The sequence below is a fragment of the Lachnospira pectinoschiza genome, assembly GCF_020564355.1.
Classification (GTDB): domain Bacteria; phylum Bacillota; class Clostridia; order Lachnospirales; family Lachnospiraceae; genus Lachnospira; species Lachnospira intestinalis.
This window is the reverse complement of the sequence record NZ_JAJCRR010000005.1, coordinates 48,984-70,228: the sequence shown is the minus strand read 5'-3', so window position 1 is coordinate 70,228 and position 21,245 is coordinate 48,984. Positions and strand designations below refer to the sequence as shown.

Genomic DNA, 21,245 nt, shown 5'->3' with positions numbered 1-21,245 from the left:
TTTCATCTAATTGAGTGCCATGTATCCGATGATACATAAGAATGGAGGATTTATGCGTAATCTCACACTTTTAACAGATTTATATGAACTGACTATGATGCAGGGATATTTTAAAACCGACAATAACCGCACGGTTATTTTCGATGCCTTTCACAGAAAAAATCCATGTGACGGCGCTTATGCGATTTCCTGCGGCTTAGAACAGGTCATTGACTACATTAAGAATCTTCATTTTACAGAAGATGATATTGCATACCTGCGTAGTCTGTCTATCTTTGATGAAGACTTTCTGGAATATTTAAGTAACTTCCACTTCACAGGTGATATTTATGCCATTCCGGAAGGTACGGTCATTTTCCCGCGTGAACCGATTGTCAAGGTCATCGCACCGATTATGGAAGCACAGCTTGTTGAAACGGCTATTTTAAATATTATCAACCACCAGAGTTTAATTGCCACAAAGGCCGCCCGTGTCTGCTACGCCGCAAAGGGTGACGGTATTATGGAATTCGGTCTGCGCCGCGCACAGGGACCGGACGCCGGTATTTACGGTGCAAGGGCCGCTGTTATTGCAGGCTGTGTCGGTACGAGCAACGTCCTGACCGGTCAGATGTTTGGTGTGCCGGTAAAGGGAACACACGCCCACAGCTGGATTATGAGCTTTCCGGATGAATATACTGCATTTAAAACCTATGCCGATTTGTATCCGGATGCGTGTATCCTGCTTGTCGATACGTATGACACCCTGCGTTCCGGTGTACCGAATGCGATTCGCGTATTTAAGGAAATGCGTGAAAAAGGCATTGATTTAAAGGGCTACGGTATCCGTCTCGATTCCGGCGATTTAGCTTATCTGACAAAGAAAGCGCGTAAAATGTTAGACGATGCCGGATTTGAAGATGCCATTATTTCCGCTTCCAGCGACTTAGACGAATATCTGATTGACTCCTTAAAGACACAGGGTGCGGCGATTACTTCATGGGGTGTCGGAACCAATCTGATTACTTCTAAGGACAACCCGGCATTCGGCGGTGTTTATAAGCTTGCCGCAGTGATGGGCGATGACGGCACATTTATTCCGAAAATCAAGCTGTCCGAAAATTCAGAGAAAATCACAAATCCGGGCAACAAGACGGTTTACCGTGTCTACGATGCCGACGGCATGATTAAGGCGGATTTAATCGCGCTGGCCGATGAAACGTATGATGAATCACAGCCTCTGCTTTTATTTGACCCTGTGGAAACGTGGAAAAAGACACTGATGGAGCCGGGCGAGTATTCTATGCGTGAGATTATGGTGAAAGTATTTGATAAGGGCGAGTGTGTTTACGATTCGCCAAATGTCATGGACATTCAGAAATATTGCAAACAGGAGCAGGCAACGCTTTGGGATGAATCCAAGCGGCTGATTAATCCTCAGGTTGTTCATGTCGATTTATCACAGAAGCTTTATGATTTAAAGCAGGAACTCCTGCACAATTACGGACGGGAAAAGCTGTAGCAATACGGCTTCCCGCCCTTTTTTAATTTGCTTTTCTATTTTTCCAGTGTATTTAACAGTTCATACAGAAGCGTATACAACTGTGCAGCTTTTTCCTGCGGAAGTGCCGCGCATGCCATCATTTTCTGCGGAATCAGCACCGCTTCGTCTTTTAAGTCTTCTCCCTTTGGCGTAATGGCGGCAATTAACACCCGCTCGTCTTCTTCGCTTCGGGTATGTGTCACATAGCCTTTCTGCTCTAATTTTTTTAAGAGCGGCGTGAGTGTTCCGGAATCTAAAAACAGGCATTTGCCCAGTTCCTTGACACTGATTTGCTTTTTTTCCACAGCACCATCATGGCGATGTACTGTGTATAGGTTAAATCTATTTTTTCAAGAAATGGTGTATACCGCTTGATAATCTCTCTGGAGCAGGCATACAGCGGAAAACACAGCCCGCCGGACATTTCATGATTATCTGACGGACTGTGTTTTAACTCATTTTTTACTTTTGATTCTGCTCAAGCTGTTCCAGCTTTTCCGCCATTTCCCGTAACCGGTGTCTGACTGCTTCCAGTTCTTCTTTTTGTGTGTCAATGGTTGCTTTCTGTGAATCAATCGTTTCCTGCTTTGCTTCCAATTCTTCCTTCTGCGTGTCAATCTTTTCCTTCTGAACATCAATCGTATCCTGCATTTCATCTATCATGTACTGCACCGTATTTCTATCCAGTTGAATCAATTCCTTTGAAAACATTTCCATCACCTTTTCCACATTCTGGCACATGACATAAATTTCTTCGTACATTTCTTTAAACTCCGGGTACTGACTGATTAGTTCAATGATAATCTCCGGTTCATCTGTACTTAGAAATGTGAGCCACGCTTCTGTCTTATTCCTAAGATTATTGTGGTAGATTCCACGGAAAATGTCAAGCGGTATGAACACATATTTTTGCAGTAATTCCAGTTCCAGACCTGTGTCTGACTGCTGTTTGAATTTGTGAATGTAGTTTTGTGGATATTCATGAAATTCTTTGATACTTGTTTCAAAGAATACTATCGTATAGACGGATTTTATATCCTTATAACTGAAGGCTTTTTTCTTTTCGCCTTTGACCCCGGTGCAGTAGTCTAAAAATTCTTCCTGCTGTTCTTCGTCCCATTCCCGATATTTTCTAAAAGTTTTGGATTCTCGCGGATTTCTCTTTTAATATCCTCCCGCTCACGAATCATCGGAAAATACTGTTTTAATTTTGTTGTGCTTTTTGGCAATCGCATCGCCCCTTTCTTTCGCATTTTATTCATCATTCAACAATATTTATAAATATTGTTGATGTATATAATATACTTCATATAATAAACCTTGTCAATATATTTTTTACACTATACAAATAGCATTTAAAACCATTTTCCTCCGTCCTGACAAAGCCACTTTGATACAAAAAGAGCAGACACAAAAATTCCTTCTGTATCTGCTCTCTATCTGCTTTTTAACACTTTATCACAAAACCGTATCAACAAAATTCATGATAAAATCATTAGACGAATTATTCTACTGTATAAATCCAGCCCTTAGGTGCTTCTAGCTTGCCCATTTGAATACCTGTTAAAGTATCGTACAGCTTCTGGATTGTAGGACCCATCTTTTCCATACCGCTTGGCATGCAGATTTCCTTGCCGTGGTCAACAATCTTACCAACCGGTGAGATAACAGCTGCTGTACCGCAAAGACCACATTCTGCAAAATCCTTTACTTCTTCCAGTGTAACTTCACGTTCTTCAACCTTCAGTCCTAAAATTTCCTTCGCAACATATACGAGTGAACGACGTGTAATAGAAGGAAGAATACTGCTTGACTTTGGTGTTACAACTGTACCGTCTTTTGTAACGAACAGGAAGTTTGCACCGCCTGTTTCTTCTACCTTTGTTCTTGTTGCCGGGTCTAAGTACATATTTTCTGCGTAGCCTTCTTTATGTGCTGTTACGATTGCATGTAAGCTCATGGCATAATTTAAACCGGCCTTGATATGACCTGTTCCGTGAGGTGCTGCTCTATCGAAATCAGATACCTTAATTGTAAGAGGCTTTGCGCCGCCCTTGAAATACGGACCAACCGGTGTTGTAAGAATTCTGAACTGATATTCATCAGCCGGTTTTACACCGATAACCGGATTGCTGCCGAACATATATGGACGGATGTATAATGTAGCGCCTGAACCAAATGGCGGTACCCATGCTGCATTTGCCTTTACTGTATCTGTAACAGCCTGTACAAACTTGTCTACAGGGAATGGCGGCATTTCCAGTCTTTCGCAGGAATCATGCATTCTCTGTGCATTGAGGTCCGGACGGAACATAACAATATGACCGTCTTCTGTTGTATAAGCCTTTAAACCTTCAAAACAAGTCTGTGCATACTGAAGTACACCTGCACACTCATTTAACACGACCTTATCATCATCTGTAATGACTCCGTCATCCCACGCTCCGTCTTTATAATTTGCTACAAATCTTTTATCTGTCTTTACATAACCGAATCCAAGATTTGCCCAGTCAAGATTTTTCTTTTCCATCTTCATTACTCCCTTTCGCGTCTAGTCGGATTGTTACGAAATGATATCTTTTACTTCATTCCACGCAATTCTTAACAGTTATTTTACTGCGATACCTTGTGAAAGTCAATATCCCAGTTTCTGCATTTTTAGGAAGTTTCATCATTTTATTCCCGATCTAATAATGACTGATAAAATGCCGCATAATCTTCACGTTGTTCTGCCGTAAACGCAATGGCAGTTCTTGGGTGCTGGTTCTGCTGTCCTGTCAGCATATACTGTACATCACAGCCCCATACAAGCCCTGTCTTCTTTAACGGAAGCATCTGGTTCTGTAAAAATTTTAATACCGGATTCAAACTGTACTTCGGATTTCTAAGGAAGCCTAACAGCAGTTCCATGTTGCAGTTTCCTGCACCGCGTCCCATGCCGCTCATCGTTGCATCCAGATAGCTGACACCTACGGTGCAGGCTTCAATCGTATTTGCAAATGCAAGCTGCTGGTTGTTGTGTGCATGGATACCGACCTTCTTGCCGTATTTTTCTGCAACCTTCAAATACTTATCCGCCAGTCTGCGGATCTGTTCCGGATATAAAGAACCATAGCTGTCAACCAGATAAATCGTGCCGACCTCGCTCTGTGCCAGTAAATCCAGTGCCAGATCCAGCTCAGATTCTGCCGCTGTGGAAACTGCCATAATATTAATCGTGGTTTCATAGCCCATCTCCGCACAGTAATGAATCATCTCGATTGCCGCCGGAATTGTATTAATATAAGTAGCAATACGAATCATGTCAATCACGCTGTCTGTCTTTGGAATAATATCTTTTTTATAATCGGTACGTCCGACATCTGCCATAACGGAAATCTTTAAATCGGTGTTGTTATCACCGACAATATCACGGATATCCTGCTCATCACAGAACTTCCACTTGCCGAATTCCTTAACGTCAAAAATTTCCTTTGAAGCCTTATAACCAAACTCCATGTATTCTACACCTGCTGCCACGTTGGCGGTATATAAATTTCTTACAAATTCATCGTCAAAATAAAAATTGTTGACCAATCCTCCGTCTCTGATTGTACAATCAACGACCTTAATATCCGGTCTGTAAGAAATTAATTCGCCCTTCTGTTCCATTTCCTTTTCCTCCAATATCTGCTTTTGTTTTATTTTTCACTTTAAAGCGTTAAACTTTAACGTATTATAGCACACTTTTTTCAAAATGCAAACCCCTTTCAGAAGAATCCTTTCCAAAATGCTTTATAACCGATTTACGTCAGCTGCTGCATATCCTTTACCAGGGCTTTTAATCCTGCCAGATATTCCTGTGCATTGCTGAATTTCTTCTTTGTCACCCTCCAGACAAATTTCGGTTCCGGACTGCTGATAAACCGCACCGCACCGCCGTATCCGGCTACGAAATTCTCGATTTTATCCCCCTGAATGTCCGCTTTCGGATAAATCTTCATGACCGTCCGCCACTGCGATGCACCCGGTGTTTCGTCCGTTCCGCCCTGAATCTCGGTAATGCCGATTTTGTGTGCCATAGACTTAACCAGTGCAATATTTAAAAGATTGGCGGCACTTGCCGGCAGACTGCCGTAACGGTCACCGAGTTCGTCGCACATATCCGACAGTTCCTCCTCGCTTTCAATACCCGCAATCCGCTTGTAGACATCCAGCTTCTGATATTCGCTCTTAATATAAGAAGACGGAATAAATGCATCTACATTCAAATCCACATTTGTTTCAAAACCGTATTCATTTTTAATGCCCTTCAAATCATTCACCGCCTGATTGAGCATTTTACAGTACAAATCATATCCAACCGCCGCCATATGCCCATGCTGTGAGCGTCCAAGCACATTTCCTGCGCCACGGATTTCAAGGTCTTTCATCGCAATCTTAAAACCGGAGCCGAAATCCGAAAATTCACGAATCGCACTTAAACGTTTCTCTGCCACTTCCGTGAGCATTCTGTCCCTGCGGTACAATAAAAATGCATAGGACGTTCTGCTGCTTCGTCCGACACGCCCGCGTAACTGGTAAAGCTGAGAAAGCCCGAATTTATCCGCATCTTCGATAATCATGGTATTGACATTTGAAATGTCCACACCGGTTTCGATAATCGTGGTTGAAATTAAGACATCAATTTCTCCGTTGATAAATTCGTACATGATTTTTTCAAGCATACGTTTTTCCATCTGACCGTGTGCATAGGCGACATTGGCCTCCGGCACCAGTTCCTCAATGTGTGCCGCCACCTCATCAATGCTGCGGACACGATTGTATACATAATACACCTGTCCGTTTCTTGCCAGCTCTCTGTGAATCGCCTCCCGGATCATTTCATCGTTATGTTCCGTTACAAAGGTCTGTATCGGCACGCGGTCTGTCGGCGGTTCTTCCAGTACACTCATATCACGGATACCGACAAGGCTCATATGCAGTGTTCTAGGAATCGGGGTCGCACTGAGCGTCATGACATCCACATCATTTTTTAATTTCTTAATCTTTTCCTTATGGGTTACACCAAAACGCTGTTCCTCATCAATAATCAACAGTCCCAGGTCCTTAAACTCCACATCCTTGGATAACAGTCTGTGTGTACCGATTACAATATCTACAAAACCTTTTTTTAACTCGGAAATACTTTCCTTGATTTCCTTGCTTGTACGGAAGCTTGACAGCTGTGCCACCGTCACCGGAAAATTTTTCATCCGCTGTTCAAAGGTGTTGTAAATCTGCTGGGCAAGAATGGTTGTCGGCACAAGATATGCCACCTGCTTGCCCTCCTGTACCGCTTTAAATGCCGCACGGATTGCGACTTCAGTCTTGCCATAGCCGACATCACCGCAGATTAAACGGTCCATAATGCGGGTACTTTCCATATCACGCTTGGTGTCTTCTATCGCCGTCAGCTGATCCTGCGTTTCCTCATACGGAAACATTTCTTCAAATTCCCTCTGCCATACGGTATCCGGTCCAAACTGATAACCCTTTTCCTTCTGCCGCGCCGCATACAGCGCAACCAGATCCTTTGCCACTTCTTCAACCGCGCCGTGTACCTTGGATTTTGTTTTATTCCACTCCTGTGTCCCCAGCTTATTGAGTTTCGGCTTCTTTTCGGTATCCGCCGCCGCATATTTCTGTAAACGGTCAAGCTGTGTCGCCAGCACATAAAGGTTACTGTTTCCGGCGTATTCAATCTTGATATAATCCTTTTCCACGCCCTCGACCGTAATTTTTTCAATACCCTTATACACACCCAGTCCGTGACTTTCATGCACGACAAAATCGCCGATATTCAGTTCGTTAAAACCGGCTATCGACTTTCCGTCATACTTTTTCTTCTTTTCACGTTTTTTGTGCCTGCTTGCAAAAATATCATTTTCCGCAATCACGACAAACTGCAGAAGCGGATACTCAAAGCCCTTGTGCAGACTGCCGTAAGTGACCATAATCGTGCCTTCAAGCATTTCATTTTCAAAATCTTCACTGAAATACGCCGTCAGCCCCAGATCCGCCAGATCCTGCACAATTCTTGCCGCACGCGTTCTCGAATTGCACACCAGGATACTCTTATACCCCGAACGCTTATATTTTTTTAAATCGTCCGCAAGATACTCAAAGCTGTTGTGGTACGGACTGATACTGCGGGTATCAATGCGCACATATTCCGCCACGGCAAATTTTTCCGGCTTGTAATCCAGCGCCGACAACAGCAGGGTACGTTTCTTATCAAGTCCCACATAAATGCTTTCAATCCCGTGAATCATATCGGTCTGTCCCGGCAGAATATATCCGCCCTCCAGACGGTTTTTCATACTTTCCGTATATTCATATAAAATAAGTTCCATCCGCTCATTTAAGCGGTTCGGCTCATCTAATACAAACAGCGTGTCTTCCTTTGGAAAATAGCTTAAAAATCCGGTCAGTTCCTCTGCAAACATCCGCAGCGCCTTACTGTAATCACCGGTACGCTCCATATCTGCCACATTTCTGCGGATACGGTTGCATTTCTCAATATCCTCTGCCGTCTTTTTCTTCTTATCATTACCAAAGGCGGTCAGCTGTCCTGCCAGTTCTTCCTGTAACTTTTCCCTGCCGCGCGCAATTTCTTCTTCGCTTAACAGGCATTCTGTCGCCGGAAAAGCTTCAAACCGCTCAATCTTTTCAATGGAACGCTGGCTCTCCACGTCAAACAAACGGATTGAATCCACCTCATCGTCCCACAACTCAATGCGCACCGGTGTTTCTTCCGTATACGGGAAAATGTCGATAATACCGCCGCGCACCGCAAATTTGCCCTGTCCGTCCACAATCGCACATCGCTCATAGCCAATCTGTACCAGTTCTTTTGAAAGTGCTTCTAAATCAAGAACCTGTCCTTTTTCAAATGAAATCGTGGCATTTTTATATTTTTCAAGCGGAACGAGCAAATCAGCACAGCCGTCAATCGTTGTCACAACCGTAAGTCCCGCCGCATTTTTGTTTTCCGGCTGTATGCCGTCTGTTTTACCGTTTGAAATACTGTCTTCACTGATATGCTTCTGCGCCTGAATGATTTTGTAAATGCATGCAAGCCGCTCTCCCGCAAGCTGGTTGCCATGCACATCGGCGCTGTAAAAGATAAAATCCTTGGCAGGATAGTAAATACTGCTCTTATCAAAAAAAAGACAATCCTCACGAAGCTGTCTTGCCTTGACCTCATCGCTAGTAATCACGACCCGGATTGGATACTGCTCCCCGAGTGCTTCCAGCAGATGTGCTTTCTGCGTGTCAATGCAGCCGCTGACCATTACCGCATGCCCCAGCCGGCTAAAAGACTTTTTAATTTCTTCTATCCCTGCCATCCCCTGCACAGGCTCAAAAAATGTTTTCATACTTCCTCTATTCTACAATTTTTATTTCATCCATTAAATTTATTCATCGCACCGGTAATACCCTCTGTCATGATACAGGCAACCGCTTCGCAGGCTCTCTGATTGGCATCCCGCAGTGTATCGTATAAATCTGCCGGGAATTTTCCGAGTACCCAGTCTGCAAGGTCCCAGCCCTTCGGTTTGTCACCGACACCGAACTTAACACGCTTGAACCGGTCACTGCCAAGCTGCGCGATAATACTTTTAATACCGTTGTGTCCGCCTGCGCTTCCCTTTGCCCGCAGACGCAGTTTGCCCGGTTCTAAGCTGATGTCGTCAAAAATAACGATTAAATCATCGATATCCGCCTTATAATAATCCATGACTTCACGGATACATTCCCCGGACAGATTCATATACGTCATCGGCTTTACAAGAATGACCTTCTCTCCCTCAATCATACCCTTGCCAATCATCCCTTTGTGTTTTTGTGTGTCTACGCTGATATTATATTGATCTGCCAGCGCATCTATCACAGAAAATCCTGCATTGTGTCTTGTTCCCATATACTGTGTGCCGGGATTTCCCAGCCCCGCTATAATATACATACAATTCTCCTTTTCTGAGCAACTTGTTGCGAAGCGGCGATGAGAAATTCGCGCAGGCGATTTCTCATTTGCCATCCTGGGTATTTGCTTTCGCCCGGAAGCAAATACCCGTGTGAACAAGCTTTCGTTTATGGCTTGTTCACACTTCTCTTTTTCCGCAGGCATTTTAATGCCGGAGGAACCGCGAGCCAAATGTCAGATTTGGCTCTGCGATAAAAGCTATTTTGTGACGCCTGCGGCACAAAATGCTGTGTGAAAAATCAGCACATCAGTGTGATTTTTCACACTTATCTCCATTTCTGAGCAACTTGTTGCAAAGTGGCGATGAGAAATTCGCATAGGCGATTTCTTATCTGTCATTATAGATGTTTGCTTTCGCTCAGAAGCAAACATCTGTGCAAAAAAGCGCGAAGTCCATTTTTCATGACTTCACGCTTATCTGTTCTGTATGCTTTCACTGCGTGTCTACGCATTTTTAAATTCTAGCATATTCTGATATCAGTGTCAAAAATTACTTTTTCAGCTTAAACTGCTGTACAAGTTCGTTCAGTGAAATAGATTCTGCTGAAAGCTCTTCACTTGTTGCAGAAGATTCTTCCGCAATAGCGGCATTGCTCTGTACAACCTCTGAAATCTGGTTAACACCGGCTTCAGCCTGCTTCATCTGTTCTGTCTGTGTTTCTGAAAGCTCCTCTAGCTCTTTAGACTTTTCTGCGACTTCATTAATACCCTGAACCAGTTCAATAATCGTCTTAGAAGTCTTCTCTACGGCACGGTTACCATTTTCAATTTCCTGAATAGAATTCATAATGAGTTCTCTTGTATTCACTGCAGACTGAGCACTTTCGTCAGCAAGCTTGCCAATCTGTGTTGCAACAACAGCGAATCCGCGTCCGGCTTCTCCGGCCCTTGCGGCTTCAATAGAAGCATTTAATGCAAGCAGATTGGTCTGTTCAGCAATTTCTTCGATTTCACCGATAATGCTTTCAATCTTCTGAGACATTTCACTCATACGCTGCATAGCTTCCGTAACCGCCTGCATCTCCTGCTGGCTTCTGTCTGCTTCTTTTGCATATTTCACAGATAAATCATACGAAACGCTTGCACTGTCATGTGTATGTTCTACACCTTCTGTAATACTTGCAAAAGAGGCAAGTAATTCTTCAACTGCACCGGCCTGGTCTGTAGAACCTTCTGCAAGACTCTGTGACCCCTCTGCAAGGTTGCCTGCACCGATAGATACCTGAGCGGCAGCTTCTTCAATGTGGCGCATTGTATCGTTCATATCTTCGTTCATCTGATGGATTGCATCATTCATGGCTGCAAAATCACCCAGATACTTTTCAGGAATTGCAGACGAGCCTGTATAATCATTCTTTGCCATCAGTTCCATACGGTAATTAACATCCTCAATAACTGCTGACAGATTCTCTGCCATATCCTTTGCAACAGTAACCATATCAGATACTTCATCTTCTGATTCCATTACCGGAAATTCACTTGTCAAATCACCCTGTGCAAAGGCCTTAAAACGTTCTGCCAATGCATCGAGCGGATTTACAATATTTAACGCAAGCGCATCGCCCAGCTTTCTTGCGATTAAAATCGCCGCAATAATAATAAAAATAACTATTGCCAGTAAGACAAATGTTAATACCTTTAAAATATTTTCCAATTTGTTACCTTCGCTGGTATTCACGTCCAGCAGCTGTACCATATTCTCATAAATTGCTTCGTACTTCGGTGCCACTTCATCTTTTGCCAGTCGCTGTGCCTGATTTCTCTGATCGATATTCGTTACATCTTTACCCATCTGTACTACCTTATCAGCTGATGTAAAATAATCTTCCATACCGCTCATGATCTGATCATACAATTTACGTTCTTCAGCGGAAGCAACTGTTTCTTCTACTATAGCTGCATAATCCTTACATGCCTGCTTCTTTGTTTCATACGCTTCGTAGGTTTCCTGTACCAGTGTCTTATCCTGATAACCGATTGCCGCCCGCAGGTTACTTCTGGTGTCTGCAAATGTAATCATCATCTTACCGATATCACCCTGTGAAAAACCATAATTGGTTAATGCGTGATTGTACTGGACACCCATTACTAACATGGCAGCTCCTCCAAGAATACCAGAAAAACTTACCAATATTGCAACTATTAAAATTGCAGATGAAATACGCTGCCGCAGTCTTTTCCCATTCAATTTTTTGACCATTGCCTGAATCATATGTTGTTCCTCCTTACTGCTGTTTTCTCGTGTCGTCTATGTCACTTTTTTCATATCTAATTATTTTTATTATACCATTGTATCCAACCTGTTTCAATAAAATATTACATGGTTTTTTGTTAAGGTTTTTGTTAAATAGAAAAACCGGCAGAGATGCTGCAATGCGCTACATCTCTGCCGGTCTTTTTATAAATTCAATCTTAGTTTGTCAGATTTATGCTTTTACAGCATATCCATTGGTTACGGTATAATCCTGTCCGCCAAAGCTAATTGTACCTGAATAATCAAAAGCGATTGTTCCGTCTTTAAAGTACCAGTCGCCGTATTCATTACTGCCGACACCCGTAAATGTTAAATCAAGCAGACCATTGTTAAAATACCACCAGCCGTATTCATTTAATGCCATTCCGGTATAGCTTAAATCCAGAACACCATTGTTAAAGTACCACCAGCCATAGTCATTTAATGCCATTCCGGTATAGGTATTACTGATATAACCATCTGTAACATATACCCATGTATCGCCATTTAATATCATACCTGTAAAGCCTGCATTTAAAATACCGTCTGTAAACAGCCATGTACCATATTCATTTGTGGCAAATCCGTTATAGCCAAAATCAATCTGTCCATTGCTGAAATACCACCAGCCATATTCATTCACTGCCATTCCGGTATAGGTAAAGTCAACCTTACCATCCTTGAAATACCACCAGCCATAGTCATTTAATGCCATTCCGGTGTAATCTGTCAGTACCTGTCCGTTCTGAACATAAAGCCACTCGTTCTCTGGAATAATCATTCCTGTAAAGTCGAAGTTTAACTGTCCGTCTGTGTAGAACCATGTTCCGTATTCATTGCTTGCAAGTCCATAGAAGGTCAGGTCAAGCTGTCCGTTGTTGAAATACCACCAGCCGTATTCATTGCATGCCATACCGGTATAAGTGAAGTCTACATCACCATTCTTGATATACCACCAGCCGTATTCGTTTAATGCCATGCCGCAGTAATCCGTTGCAATTTTATCATTTGCATAGTAATGCCAGTTGCCGTCTGCATCCTGACGCATTTCATATACAACCTTTTCTTCTTCAACAACCGTTGTCTTTGCCGGTTTTACGGATTTTGCTGCATCACTTGTTACATCTAATACTGCACCTGTGTTCTTAGTTGTATCCTTTAAAAGAAGCAGACCGTGCATATTGATTGTACCGTCTTCATTTCTTGTCGGTTTTACAGATGTATCTACATTTTCAAACCAGTCTTCTGTAGCCTGTTCGCCCTTATTGTTATAAGAAGCTGCACCGTCATAGATATAGTTGTTTTCACTGTGAAGTGCGAATGGGATTAAATCCTCCAGCTTTGTATTCTTGCTGTTGTTTAATGAAATTAATCCTGTTACTTCCCAAGCCTTGATGTTAGAATCCTTTGTATTTAATCCTACATTGTATGCACTGTTATCCAGTGAGTTGTTGTAAGAAATACAGTTGATAATCTTACAGTCAGGACAGCTGTTTGAAGTAATACCCTTTGCATGGTTGTCAAATGAAATACTGTTCTTTAATACATGAGCACCCTTCATCTGACCACCGCCAAGCTTGAAGCCGTTACCTTCGCCGTATTCATAGCCTTTAGCTGTTACATCATCTGTTGTCAGCCAGCCGTTGTTATAAGTTACACAGTTTTCAATTGTTACAGCACCGATTTCACCGGATACGGATTTTGCATATAAATCCCATCCATCATCGATGTTGTTATGGCTGATACAGCCATAGAACTTATTGTCTTCACCACAAGTCAGCTTTGCTGCAAAACCATCGGCATCATTACGTCCTTTATCACAGTTATCAAATGATTCACAGTTCTTAATGAGGTTGCCTGTAGGCCATAACTTGCCCTTTCTTCCGGCATCATTATCTGCACCGCCTTCACGGCTGATCTGGATACCTGAATTTGCTGCGTGGTTTACTGTACACATTTCAATTGTATTGTAGTTACCGCAAATCTGGATACCTACACCCGCTGAATCTTTTACATACAGACCATATACATGCCAGTATGAACCTGTGAGCCTTACTTCACCTGTAAATACTACACCGTCTGTTCCGTCTGTAGAAAGTGATTCTGCTACAAGGTTGATATTCTTATCTGCTGTACCGCTGACACTTCTTTCAACCTTTGCACCGCTGTAAGTACCATTCTTTAAGAAGATGGTCTGACCTGGCTGTGCATACTTTAATGCATTAGACAGGCTCATCGGGCTTTCTTCTGTTCCCTTACCTTCTGCATCAGCATCTGCGGATACAATGATTGTCTGACCTTCCTGTCCGTATGACTGATGATCAACAACTGTTTCCTTAATAACTGCTACTGTGCTTGCAATGTTATCTGCTGCTGTTGGCTTTAATGTTGACTTTACAGTATTCTTTCCGTTGTTTAACGGAACATTTACTCTTACAACTTCATTTGCAGCAACTGCCTGATCTACAACTACATCTGTATCACCGTTTGATACTGTCAATGTACCTGCACAATTTGGTACATAGATGTATTCATAATTTGAAGAACCACTTGTACTTGTTGAGTATACTCTTCCGTCCGGTGTAATCTTTGTATCACCGTTGTCATTTGATGTAATACCCTTGCTTTCAGACTTTGAAAATTCAACATCAGATACCTTTACAGATACCTTTCTGGATACTGCAATACCAACTACAACTGTTCCATCTTCCTGTACAGATGTAAAGGAATTATCAGAAAGCTTCTGCTCTGAACCGTTGCAGGCTGCTGTATAACCTTCGTCTGTCTTTTCTAACGAAAATGTATATTTGTTGCCTACTTCAAATTTAACTGTCTGGTCTGTAAACCTAGCATTTGTTACACTTCTTTCCACACCGTCATTGCTTGATGTATCAGCTGATGTATAACCTGTAACCGTTCTCATAAACGGATTACTCTGCTTTGAGCTAAACATCATAGAAGATGCATAGTTGAAATACTTATGTACATAATCCGGATTGCCCCATACATTTAATCCAAGTGCATCGGCTGCAACAATACCAAAACCGGTCTGATTATCCGGTGTGAGAGAAGTATCCGTAATCTCAAATGTTGCACTCAGCTTAAAGTTTTCTTTGTTCGGATCAATCTTTGTATAGTAATATGTAAATCCGTCTTCATCATCAGAAATCTTACCGCTTGCCTGTCCCTTAACTTCCAGTGTTCCGGCTGTTCCTGCAATTGCCGGTGATTCCTGATTATTACTCTTTGCTGCGCTATTGTCAGATACGGAAAGCTTTACATTATCCGTCTGACCGTCAGCCGTTGTAAATGTAACATCGCCTGCCTGTGCAGAACCTACGATTGCCGTATACCATGGCTGTTCTTCTGCTGTTGTTACTTCAAAATCTTTTTCTGTATAAACAGATTCAAAACCGTCTGACTTTCTGAGTGCCTTAATCTGGATATCATAAGACTTGCCTGCTGTCAGTCCTGTCAGTGTATAATTGCCCGTTTCTGCAGATAATGCTGATTCTACAACCGTGTAATCTGCTGTGCTTCCGGATTCCTTATAAGCTACAGAATAAGAATCTGCATCTTCAATATTAATCCAGTCTAAGTAAACATCGCCGTTACCCTTGTTCTGTGCCCATGTGATAACCGGCTTCTTCACTGCCAGTACATAATCCTTGTATGTATAAACTTCACTTGCCTTATCAGCTTCGCCATATCTTTGTGCAACCACTACGAATGTGTAAGTACCTGAACGGTATGGTGCAAATGTAGCTGTTGATGCCTGCTTTGTAAATGTCTGTGTAGATACTTCCAGACCATCCTGTAACATTGTAACCTTTACATCATCAGCACCCTTGTATGCATCAATGACTGCTGAGAAGTCTACAACGAAATCTCCGGCTTCATCTGTTGTTACACTGTTAATCACCGGTGCTGCAACATCTGCCCATGCAGTCTGCTTCTTTTCACCGACTGCTAAGGATACCTGGAAGATGTTTGCTGTTGAACCTGACATATATGCATAGTAGGTCTTGCCTTCTTCCACATCAATTGTAATGGTATCATATGTACTTGCTGAACCTGATGTCTTTGTATCCTTTACAACTCCGTCTGAATCTACTACATAGAAGCTCTTATTAGACTTCTGTGTCTTTTCCATAATTGTCAGCTTACCGTTTTCGGTCGCCGTATACTGTAAGTAGCATCCTGCTGTCGGAACTGCGCCATTATTTGGTGTCGGCTTTACACCTCCTGCCTTTACATAATCTCCTGCTCCAAATGCTTCTGCTCCGGCTGTATCTGTTCCGCTTGTCCAGCCGTCACCCTTTAAGGATACGCCGTTATCCTCTGTTGTTGCTGCTGCAAGTAAGCTTGCTGCATCCCATGTTCTTACAACCTGTGTCGGTGTATATACAACCTGGAAAATGTTGGCTGTTGAACCTGACATATATGCATAATAGGTCTTGCCTTCTTCTACATCAATTGTAATGGTATCGTATGTACTTGCTGAACCTGATGTCTTTGTGTCTTTTACAACACCGTCTGAATCTACAACATAGAAGCTCTTATTAGACTTCTGTGTCTTTTCCATAATTGTCAGCTTACCGCTGTCGGTCGCTGTATACTGTAAGTAGCATCCTGCTGTCGGAACTGCGCCATTATTTGGTGTCGGCTTTACACCTCCTGCCTTTACATAATCTCCTGTTCCAAATGCTTCTGCTCCGGCTGTATCTGTTCCGGTTGTCCAGCCGTCACCCTTTAAGGATAAGCCATTATCCTCTGTTGTTGCTGCTGCCAGTAAGCCTGCTGCATCCCATGTCTTAATGTTGGTTACGCTGCCTACAGTTGCTGCTGTTTCCTCCTGTGCTGCCACACCGGCATCTGCACTTACCTCTTCTGCCAATACATTGTAAGGTATTAACACACCATACGGTACAGAACTGCTAGCCATCAGTACTGCTGATAAAAGCGCTGCTGCCTTTGTCACCTTTCTTCTCATAATCGTCCTCCTGATTTGTTTTTAGTGTTTTTATAAAAGCATTCCTGAAACCTCGTATTTTTAGCACATTTTTAAAAAATCACGAACTTTTTAAAAAACTTTTATAAGTTTTCACCAATTGTTTTTATTATATTATTTTTAAATCAGATAGTCAACCATGATTGCAGTTATTTTTGCTACTCAACTACTGATATTTGTCACATTTTTTGTGCATTTTACATATTTTTCACTCTTATATCAATTTATATGCAAATTCTTACATATATCTTTCCCAAAACCGTCTACCGGCAATGCAAAAAGGCTGCCACGAAATTTTTGAATTTCCATGGCAGCCCCGCGGGCTATCAAATTTGAGTAATTATCTTTTTTATCTGCGAATCAGCTTTCTTTTTCTAAGAAATTCATAAGCACCTGCTCCTGCCGCTGCAACTGCTGCTGCAAGGAATCCAAATCCATTGGCTGTATCTCCTGTCTGTACGCCTGTATCCGCAGACTGCTGTGCATTTTCTGATTTCTCTGACACATCACCGGTATTCTCACCCTGCTGTGTTCCTGAACCTGCATCATCCTTCTTTACATCGTCTGTTTTTGTATCATCCGGCTTGGTGATATCATCGTTTTGTACCGTTTTATTCTCATAGTATACTGCAAACGGACTGAAGCTGTCTGCCTCAAAACGGATACCTTCGCTTGTAAGCTGTGTTTCCAGCTTTTCAATGACACCGGTCTTTTCATTCAGATGATATACAATTACATTCACTTTACTGTAATCAATTCCTTCTTTATAAGCAAATGTAATCTGGATTTTACCGCTTTCAAGCATAACTGCCTGACCGTTCTCATCCTGTAATTCAATGTCATAATAATCTACTGTACTTCCGTCAGCAATTAATATTCCGCCGGCTGTAAAGCCTTTCATAATTGAGTCAATTACGCTGTTTCCGGCTTTTTCAATGACAACACTGACTTCTCCCGGATTTACGGTTTCACCGGCTGCATTTTTAATTACGGCATTTTCATCAACCGCTACATTCTTAACAACCTCTGCCTTATCAACAACCGTTATATCTGTTTTCGGTTTTTCCTGCTGTGTTCCATACAATGTAGCAGTTCTTGCACTGTAATCATAGTCCCCCATGACTGTGTCCGTCTTAAATTTTGCTGCCTGTGCACTTGTCAGGTATGGACGCTTATTATTTACTGTATATCCCGGACCGTAAGAACCGTATTCTGCAAATCTTGCATTTTCAGCTAAGTTACCGCTCATGTCACCATAAGATGTTTCCAGTGATATCGCCCTGCCTAAGTAGCAGTTCATAAATGTTGTCGAATCATCTGCCCCCCACGGACGTGCCATTCTGTATGCACCGTCTGCTACGCCTTCTTCTGCAAGGAAGCGGCAGTTGTTAAATACGTATCCGTAAGGTGTGGAAGCATATGTTCTTCCGGCTGTATAGCATCCGTCTGATTTGTATTCTGTATATCTTGCAACAATATCACAGTCTTCAAATACGGAAGTACCTGCACCATAGATAAAGTCAACATTACCTGTAATATAACATTTATTGAAATACTGTCTTGTCACAGCATAATTGCCGTTTTCATCTTTCGTTCTTGTATCGGTCAGCAGGGTATCCTGATAGCCGATTAATCTTACATTAATACATGCTGTCTGGTCAGCCACAATACACAGGGCATCTGCCTGCTGGTCCGAACCGTTTGTATAGTCATAAGAATTTTCAACCGTCAGATTTTCTGCCGTGAAGCCTGTCGCTGCCGTATCTACATACATTGCATTACGGTTCCACATACTGTCTGCATTTCCGTTGGCAACACATACAGAATAGAATAAATGGGTCTTTTCACTGTCCTGTCCGAGAAGACTTACATATGGTGATTTTACTTCAACCCGTTCATTATATTCACCATTTTTAATGTAAATCACTTTGGCTTCTGCATTATCTTCCGGCACTGCATTGACTGCTGCCTGAACAGTCTTGTATACCGGCAGTCCGTCTGACTCTGCACCGTCTTCGCCTGTATATGCCGCATCTACAACAATATCAACATCCGGGTTTGCAACAAAATTAAATGTCTTTCTTGTCGCATTGCCCTCTGCATCAGTAAATATAACAGTAACGTCATTTCTGCCTTTCTTTAATTTAGGTTCAAACTTCATTTCATCGCCCGCACCGACAGTTTTGGTATCTGCCAGCACGTCATTTACATAAAGCTGTGCTGTTCCTGCTTCGTCTGCTGTAAGAACCAGCAGTGCATTATCATCAAAAACAGTATCATTGGACTTATATGCTACTGTCAGTTTTGTTGCTTCATTTTCATATACATAAGCACCTGTATGGCCGTCTGATGTCAGTACCTGCATCGTTGCTGACGGATTACTTGTATTCTTGTCATTTTTTGCTATAACATAGTAATAATACGGTTCTTCTTCGACAACATCTGTATCTGTAAATGCATTCTCTGCTGTTGTCTTAACCAGCACTGCTTCACCGTCAGAACCCAGTTTTCTGTATACATCATAAGAAGATGCACCTTCTACGGCATTCCATGACAGTTCTACCTTAGATTTGCTGCCTGCGGCTGTTAATTCAGCCTGTGCAAGCGGTGCCTGATAGTCCGTTATTTCAGTTTCTACGGCTGTTCCCATTGTTGTTCCGCCATAAGGCACAATCTTAAACTGATAGTTTCCGTCGCCGTCCATTCCGGCATAACTGAAGCTGTTCACCTTAGAATCAGAAATCTTTGTATATTCACCGCCATCCTTTGATACATATACGGCATATTTAATATTGCCTGAGCCTTCTTCTGCGACATCCCATGTAATATTCATGCTCTTTCTGTCAGAAGCTACTTCTGTTGCGGCATTTGTAATCACCGGTGCAACACCGACTGCCACATAATAATCGTTCTGGTCATATACAACCGTACCTTCTGCATTCTTTAAGGTCAGGTTACTGATTTCTGCCGTAACACCTGAAAATGCCAGACCATAGCGTACTGTCTGTCCTGTCTGCAGGTCTGCATAAGACTGTGTCAGGTCAAATTCGCCCGGATTTGCTTCTGAACCCATAAGCACCGTTCCGTCTGCGCTTACAACCTGCATTTTAGCGGTATTGCCACTCTTTGTGTAAGTCAGTGTATATGTGCCGCCCAGCTCATATCCGTTTGCTGTGTCAGTTTTTTTGCCAACCTTTGGAGAACCGCAGTTACCCGTTCCGCTGACCGTTGAAAATGTATGCTGGATCACAATATTTTTCTGGATATGTAATACGTCACACTTCATGGCGCTGCCGGTCTTCGCGTTAAACTGTCCGATGGCAAGCCCCTGCTTATCTGTACCGGAATCCAGCTTTGTCACTGTAATATCTGCTGAAATCGTCATATCTTCTGATGTTTCCGGGAACAATAAGTAATCCATTCCTTTATCATCTCTGATATTTCCTTTCACTGTTGCGCTTCTTGTATGATTTACGGATAAAATGTTGCCGTTTGCGGAAGTTTCAAAGGAATTTCCGGCATCATAATTTCCTGAGTAATCTTTACTGCTTGACTGTGAGAAGTTTACTTCTCCTGCCTCTGAATCAAAAATCTGCTTGTTTACCGCAGCACCGTCATCCGTTGTATATGCAGAAGTTACCGTTACATCCGAAAATTCTGCAGTTACTCCTTCTGTTGCAAAGAAACCGATTGTCTTTGCTGATAATCCGGAAATTGTCTGTGTCTTTACCTTTTCATCTGAAAAATCAGCTGTCGAAGCAACGTGATAGGTTGCTTTATTCTCTGAAACTTCTAATTTAATATAAATGTCAGAAGAAGCGGTTGTGACTGCCGTATTGACCTGTGATGCACCGCCGCCTGCTGCTTCTTTATGGTATCCGTAACGGATCTGATTCTTGCTTCCATTTGCAAAATCTGCATACAGTGCTGCACTGGCACTTCCCGCTTCATCTGCGGCATTACGGATTAACAGTCCTGCGTATCCTGCATTGCCGTTATTATTGACGGTCATCTTCGCTGTAATGGTTAAATCTCCTTTACCCTCAAAATAAGCGTAGAATAAATCATCACTTCCTGCTGATTTATCAAATTTTGTACCGGCACCGTTTACCGTCACCGTCTTTGCTGCTGCATCATACGCATAAGTTCCTGTTCCCTCGTGTGTACCGACTTCCTGCGTTTTCCAAAGTGTTGTAAGCGGCTTTGTACTCTGCGCCGTTTCCTCAGCATAAGCTGTTACCCTTCCTGCTGCATTTCCCAAAATAGAATCCACTGTCTGTACCGGTACTGCACTTACAACCAGACATGTTGCCAATGCCATGCTCAGCAGTCCGCTCGTCCTTCTGTTTTTAATCATTGTAAAAAAACCTCCCTTTTTGTTCTTTTCCAAAAGAAAATACATATCTTTTTGCAATTAATTTAATTGTCAAAATATATATTTTCTTTAAGAAAAGAACCCCCTTATTAAGTC

Annotated in this window: 10 protein-coding genes; 1 reads left to right on the top strand and 9 read right to left on the bottom strand. The window is 42.4% G+C overall.

The genetic code is table 11. The annotated features are described in order from the left end of the window. Positions 1-52: 52 nt before the first annotated feature. Positions 53-1,501 carry a nicotinate phosphoribosyltransferase gene (locus tag LI288_RS10935; RefSeq protein ID WP_227090417.1) on the top strand — a complete coding sequence of 483 codons (1,449 nt, stop codon included), beginning with the start codon at positions 53-55 and terminating at the stop codon, positions 1,499-1,501. A gap of 35 nt (positions 1,502-1,536) precedes the next feature. Here the strand turns inward: LI288_RS10935 and LI288_RS10930 are convergent, their stop codons facing one another. The 9 genes from LI288_RS10930 to LI288_RS10890 all read right to left on the bottom strand — a co-directional run bounded on the left by LI288_RS10930 (position 1,537) and on the right by LI288_RS10890 (position 21,131). Beyond that, a complete protein-coding gene (locus tag LI288_RS10930) occupies positions 1,537-1,827 on the bottom strand; it encodes a transcriptional regulator, SarA/Rot family (RefSeq protein WP_320055238.1) in 291 nt (96 codons plus the stop codon). 157 nt (positions 1,828-1,984) lie between these two features. After that, complete coding sequence (locus LI288_RS10925) at positions 1,985-2,539, bottom strand: coiled-coil domain-containing protein (protein WP_320055240.1); 555 nt, start codon at positions 2,537-2,539, stop codon at positions 1,985-1,987. Positions 2,540-3,026: 487 nt separating this feature from the next. Next, entirely contained in the window at positions 3,027-4,052 is a 1,026-nt protein-coding gene (locus tag LI288_RS10920; RefSeq protein ID WP_022432097.1) for a branched-chain amino acid aminotransferase, read from the bottom strand. A gap of 146 nt (positions 4,053-4,198) precedes the next feature. After that, positions 4,199-5,173 carry an aldolase catalytic domain-containing protein gene (locus LI288_RS10915; protein ID WP_022432098.1) on the bottom strand — a complete coding sequence of 325 codons (975 nt, stop codon included), beginning with the start codon at positions 5,171-5,173 and terminating at the stop codon, positions 4,199-4,201. 134 nt (positions 5,174-5,307) lie between these two features. Beyond that, entirely contained in the window at positions 5,308-8,922 is a 3,615-nt protein-coding gene (mfd, locus tag LI288_RS10910; RefSeq protein ID WP_227090416.1) for a transcription-repair coupling factor, read from the bottom strand. A 26-nt stretch (positions 8,923-8,948) separates the two neighbouring features. Then, on the bottom strand, positions 8,949-9,509 hold the full coding sequence (gene pth / locus LI288_RS10905; protein ID WP_022432100.1) for an aminoacyl-tRNA hydrolase: 561 nt from the start codon (positions 9,507-9,509) through the stop codon (positions 8,949-8,951). 511 nt (positions 9,510-10,020) lie between these two features. Continuing rightward, positions 10,021-11,742 (bottom strand): HAMP domain-containing methyl-accepting chemotaxis protein, encoded by a 1,722-nt coding sequence (locus tag LI288_RS10900; RefSeq protein ID WP_227090415.1) that lies wholly within the window; start codon positions 11,740-11,742, stop codon positions 10,021-10,023. Between the two features lie 214 nt (positions 11,743-11,956). Then, complete coding sequence (locus tag LI288_RS10895; RefSeq protein ID WP_227090414.1) at positions 11,957-16,756, bottom strand: hypothetical protein; 4,800 nt, start codon at positions 16,754-16,756, stop codon at positions 11,957-11,959. 367 nt (positions 16,757-17,123) lie between these two features. Beyond that, positions 17,124-21,131, bottom strand: coding sequence for a pectinesterase family protein (locus LI288_RS10890; RefSeq protein WP_227090413.1), 4,008 nt, complete (start codon positions 21,129-21,131; stop codon positions 17,124-17,126). Positions 21,132-21,245: the final 114 nt, after the last annotated feature.

What these genes read in the sequence shown, in the direction of transcription:
- LI288_RS10915 (WP_022432098.1), bottom strand. Translation starts at nt 5,173, where the DNA reads ATGGAACAGAAGGGCGAATTAATTTCTTACAGACCGGATATTAAGGTC.
- pth (WP_022432100.1), bottom strand. Translation starts at nt 9,509, where the DNA reads ATGTATATTATAGCGGGGCTGGGAAATCCCGGCACACAGTATATGGGA.
- LI288_RS10900 (WP_227090415.1), bottom strand. Translation starts at nt 11,742, where the DNA reads ATGATTCAGGCAATGGTCAAAAAATTGAATGGGAAAAGACTGCGGCAG.
- LI288_RS10935 (WP_227090417.1), top strand. Translation starts at nt 53, where the DNA reads ATGCGTAATCTCACACTTTTAACAGATTTATATGAACTGACTATGATG.
- LI288_RS10895 (WP_227090414.1), bottom strand. Translation starts at nt 16,756, where the DNA reads ATGAGAAGAAAGGTGACAAAGGCAGCAGCGCTTTTATCAGCAGTACTG.
- mfd (WP_227090416.1), bottom strand. Translation starts at nt 8,922, where the DNA reads ATGAAAACATTTTTTGAGCCTGTGCAGGGGATGGCAGGGATAGAAGAA.
- LI288_RS10920 (WP_022432097.1), bottom strand. Translation starts at nt 4,052, where the DNA reads ATGGAAAAGAAAAATCTTGACTGGGCAAATCTTGGATTCGGTTATGTA.
- LI288_RS10890 (WP_227090413.1), bottom strand. Translation starts at nt 21,131, where the DNA reads ATGATTAAAAACAGAAGGACGAGCGGACTGCTGAGCATGGCATTGGCA.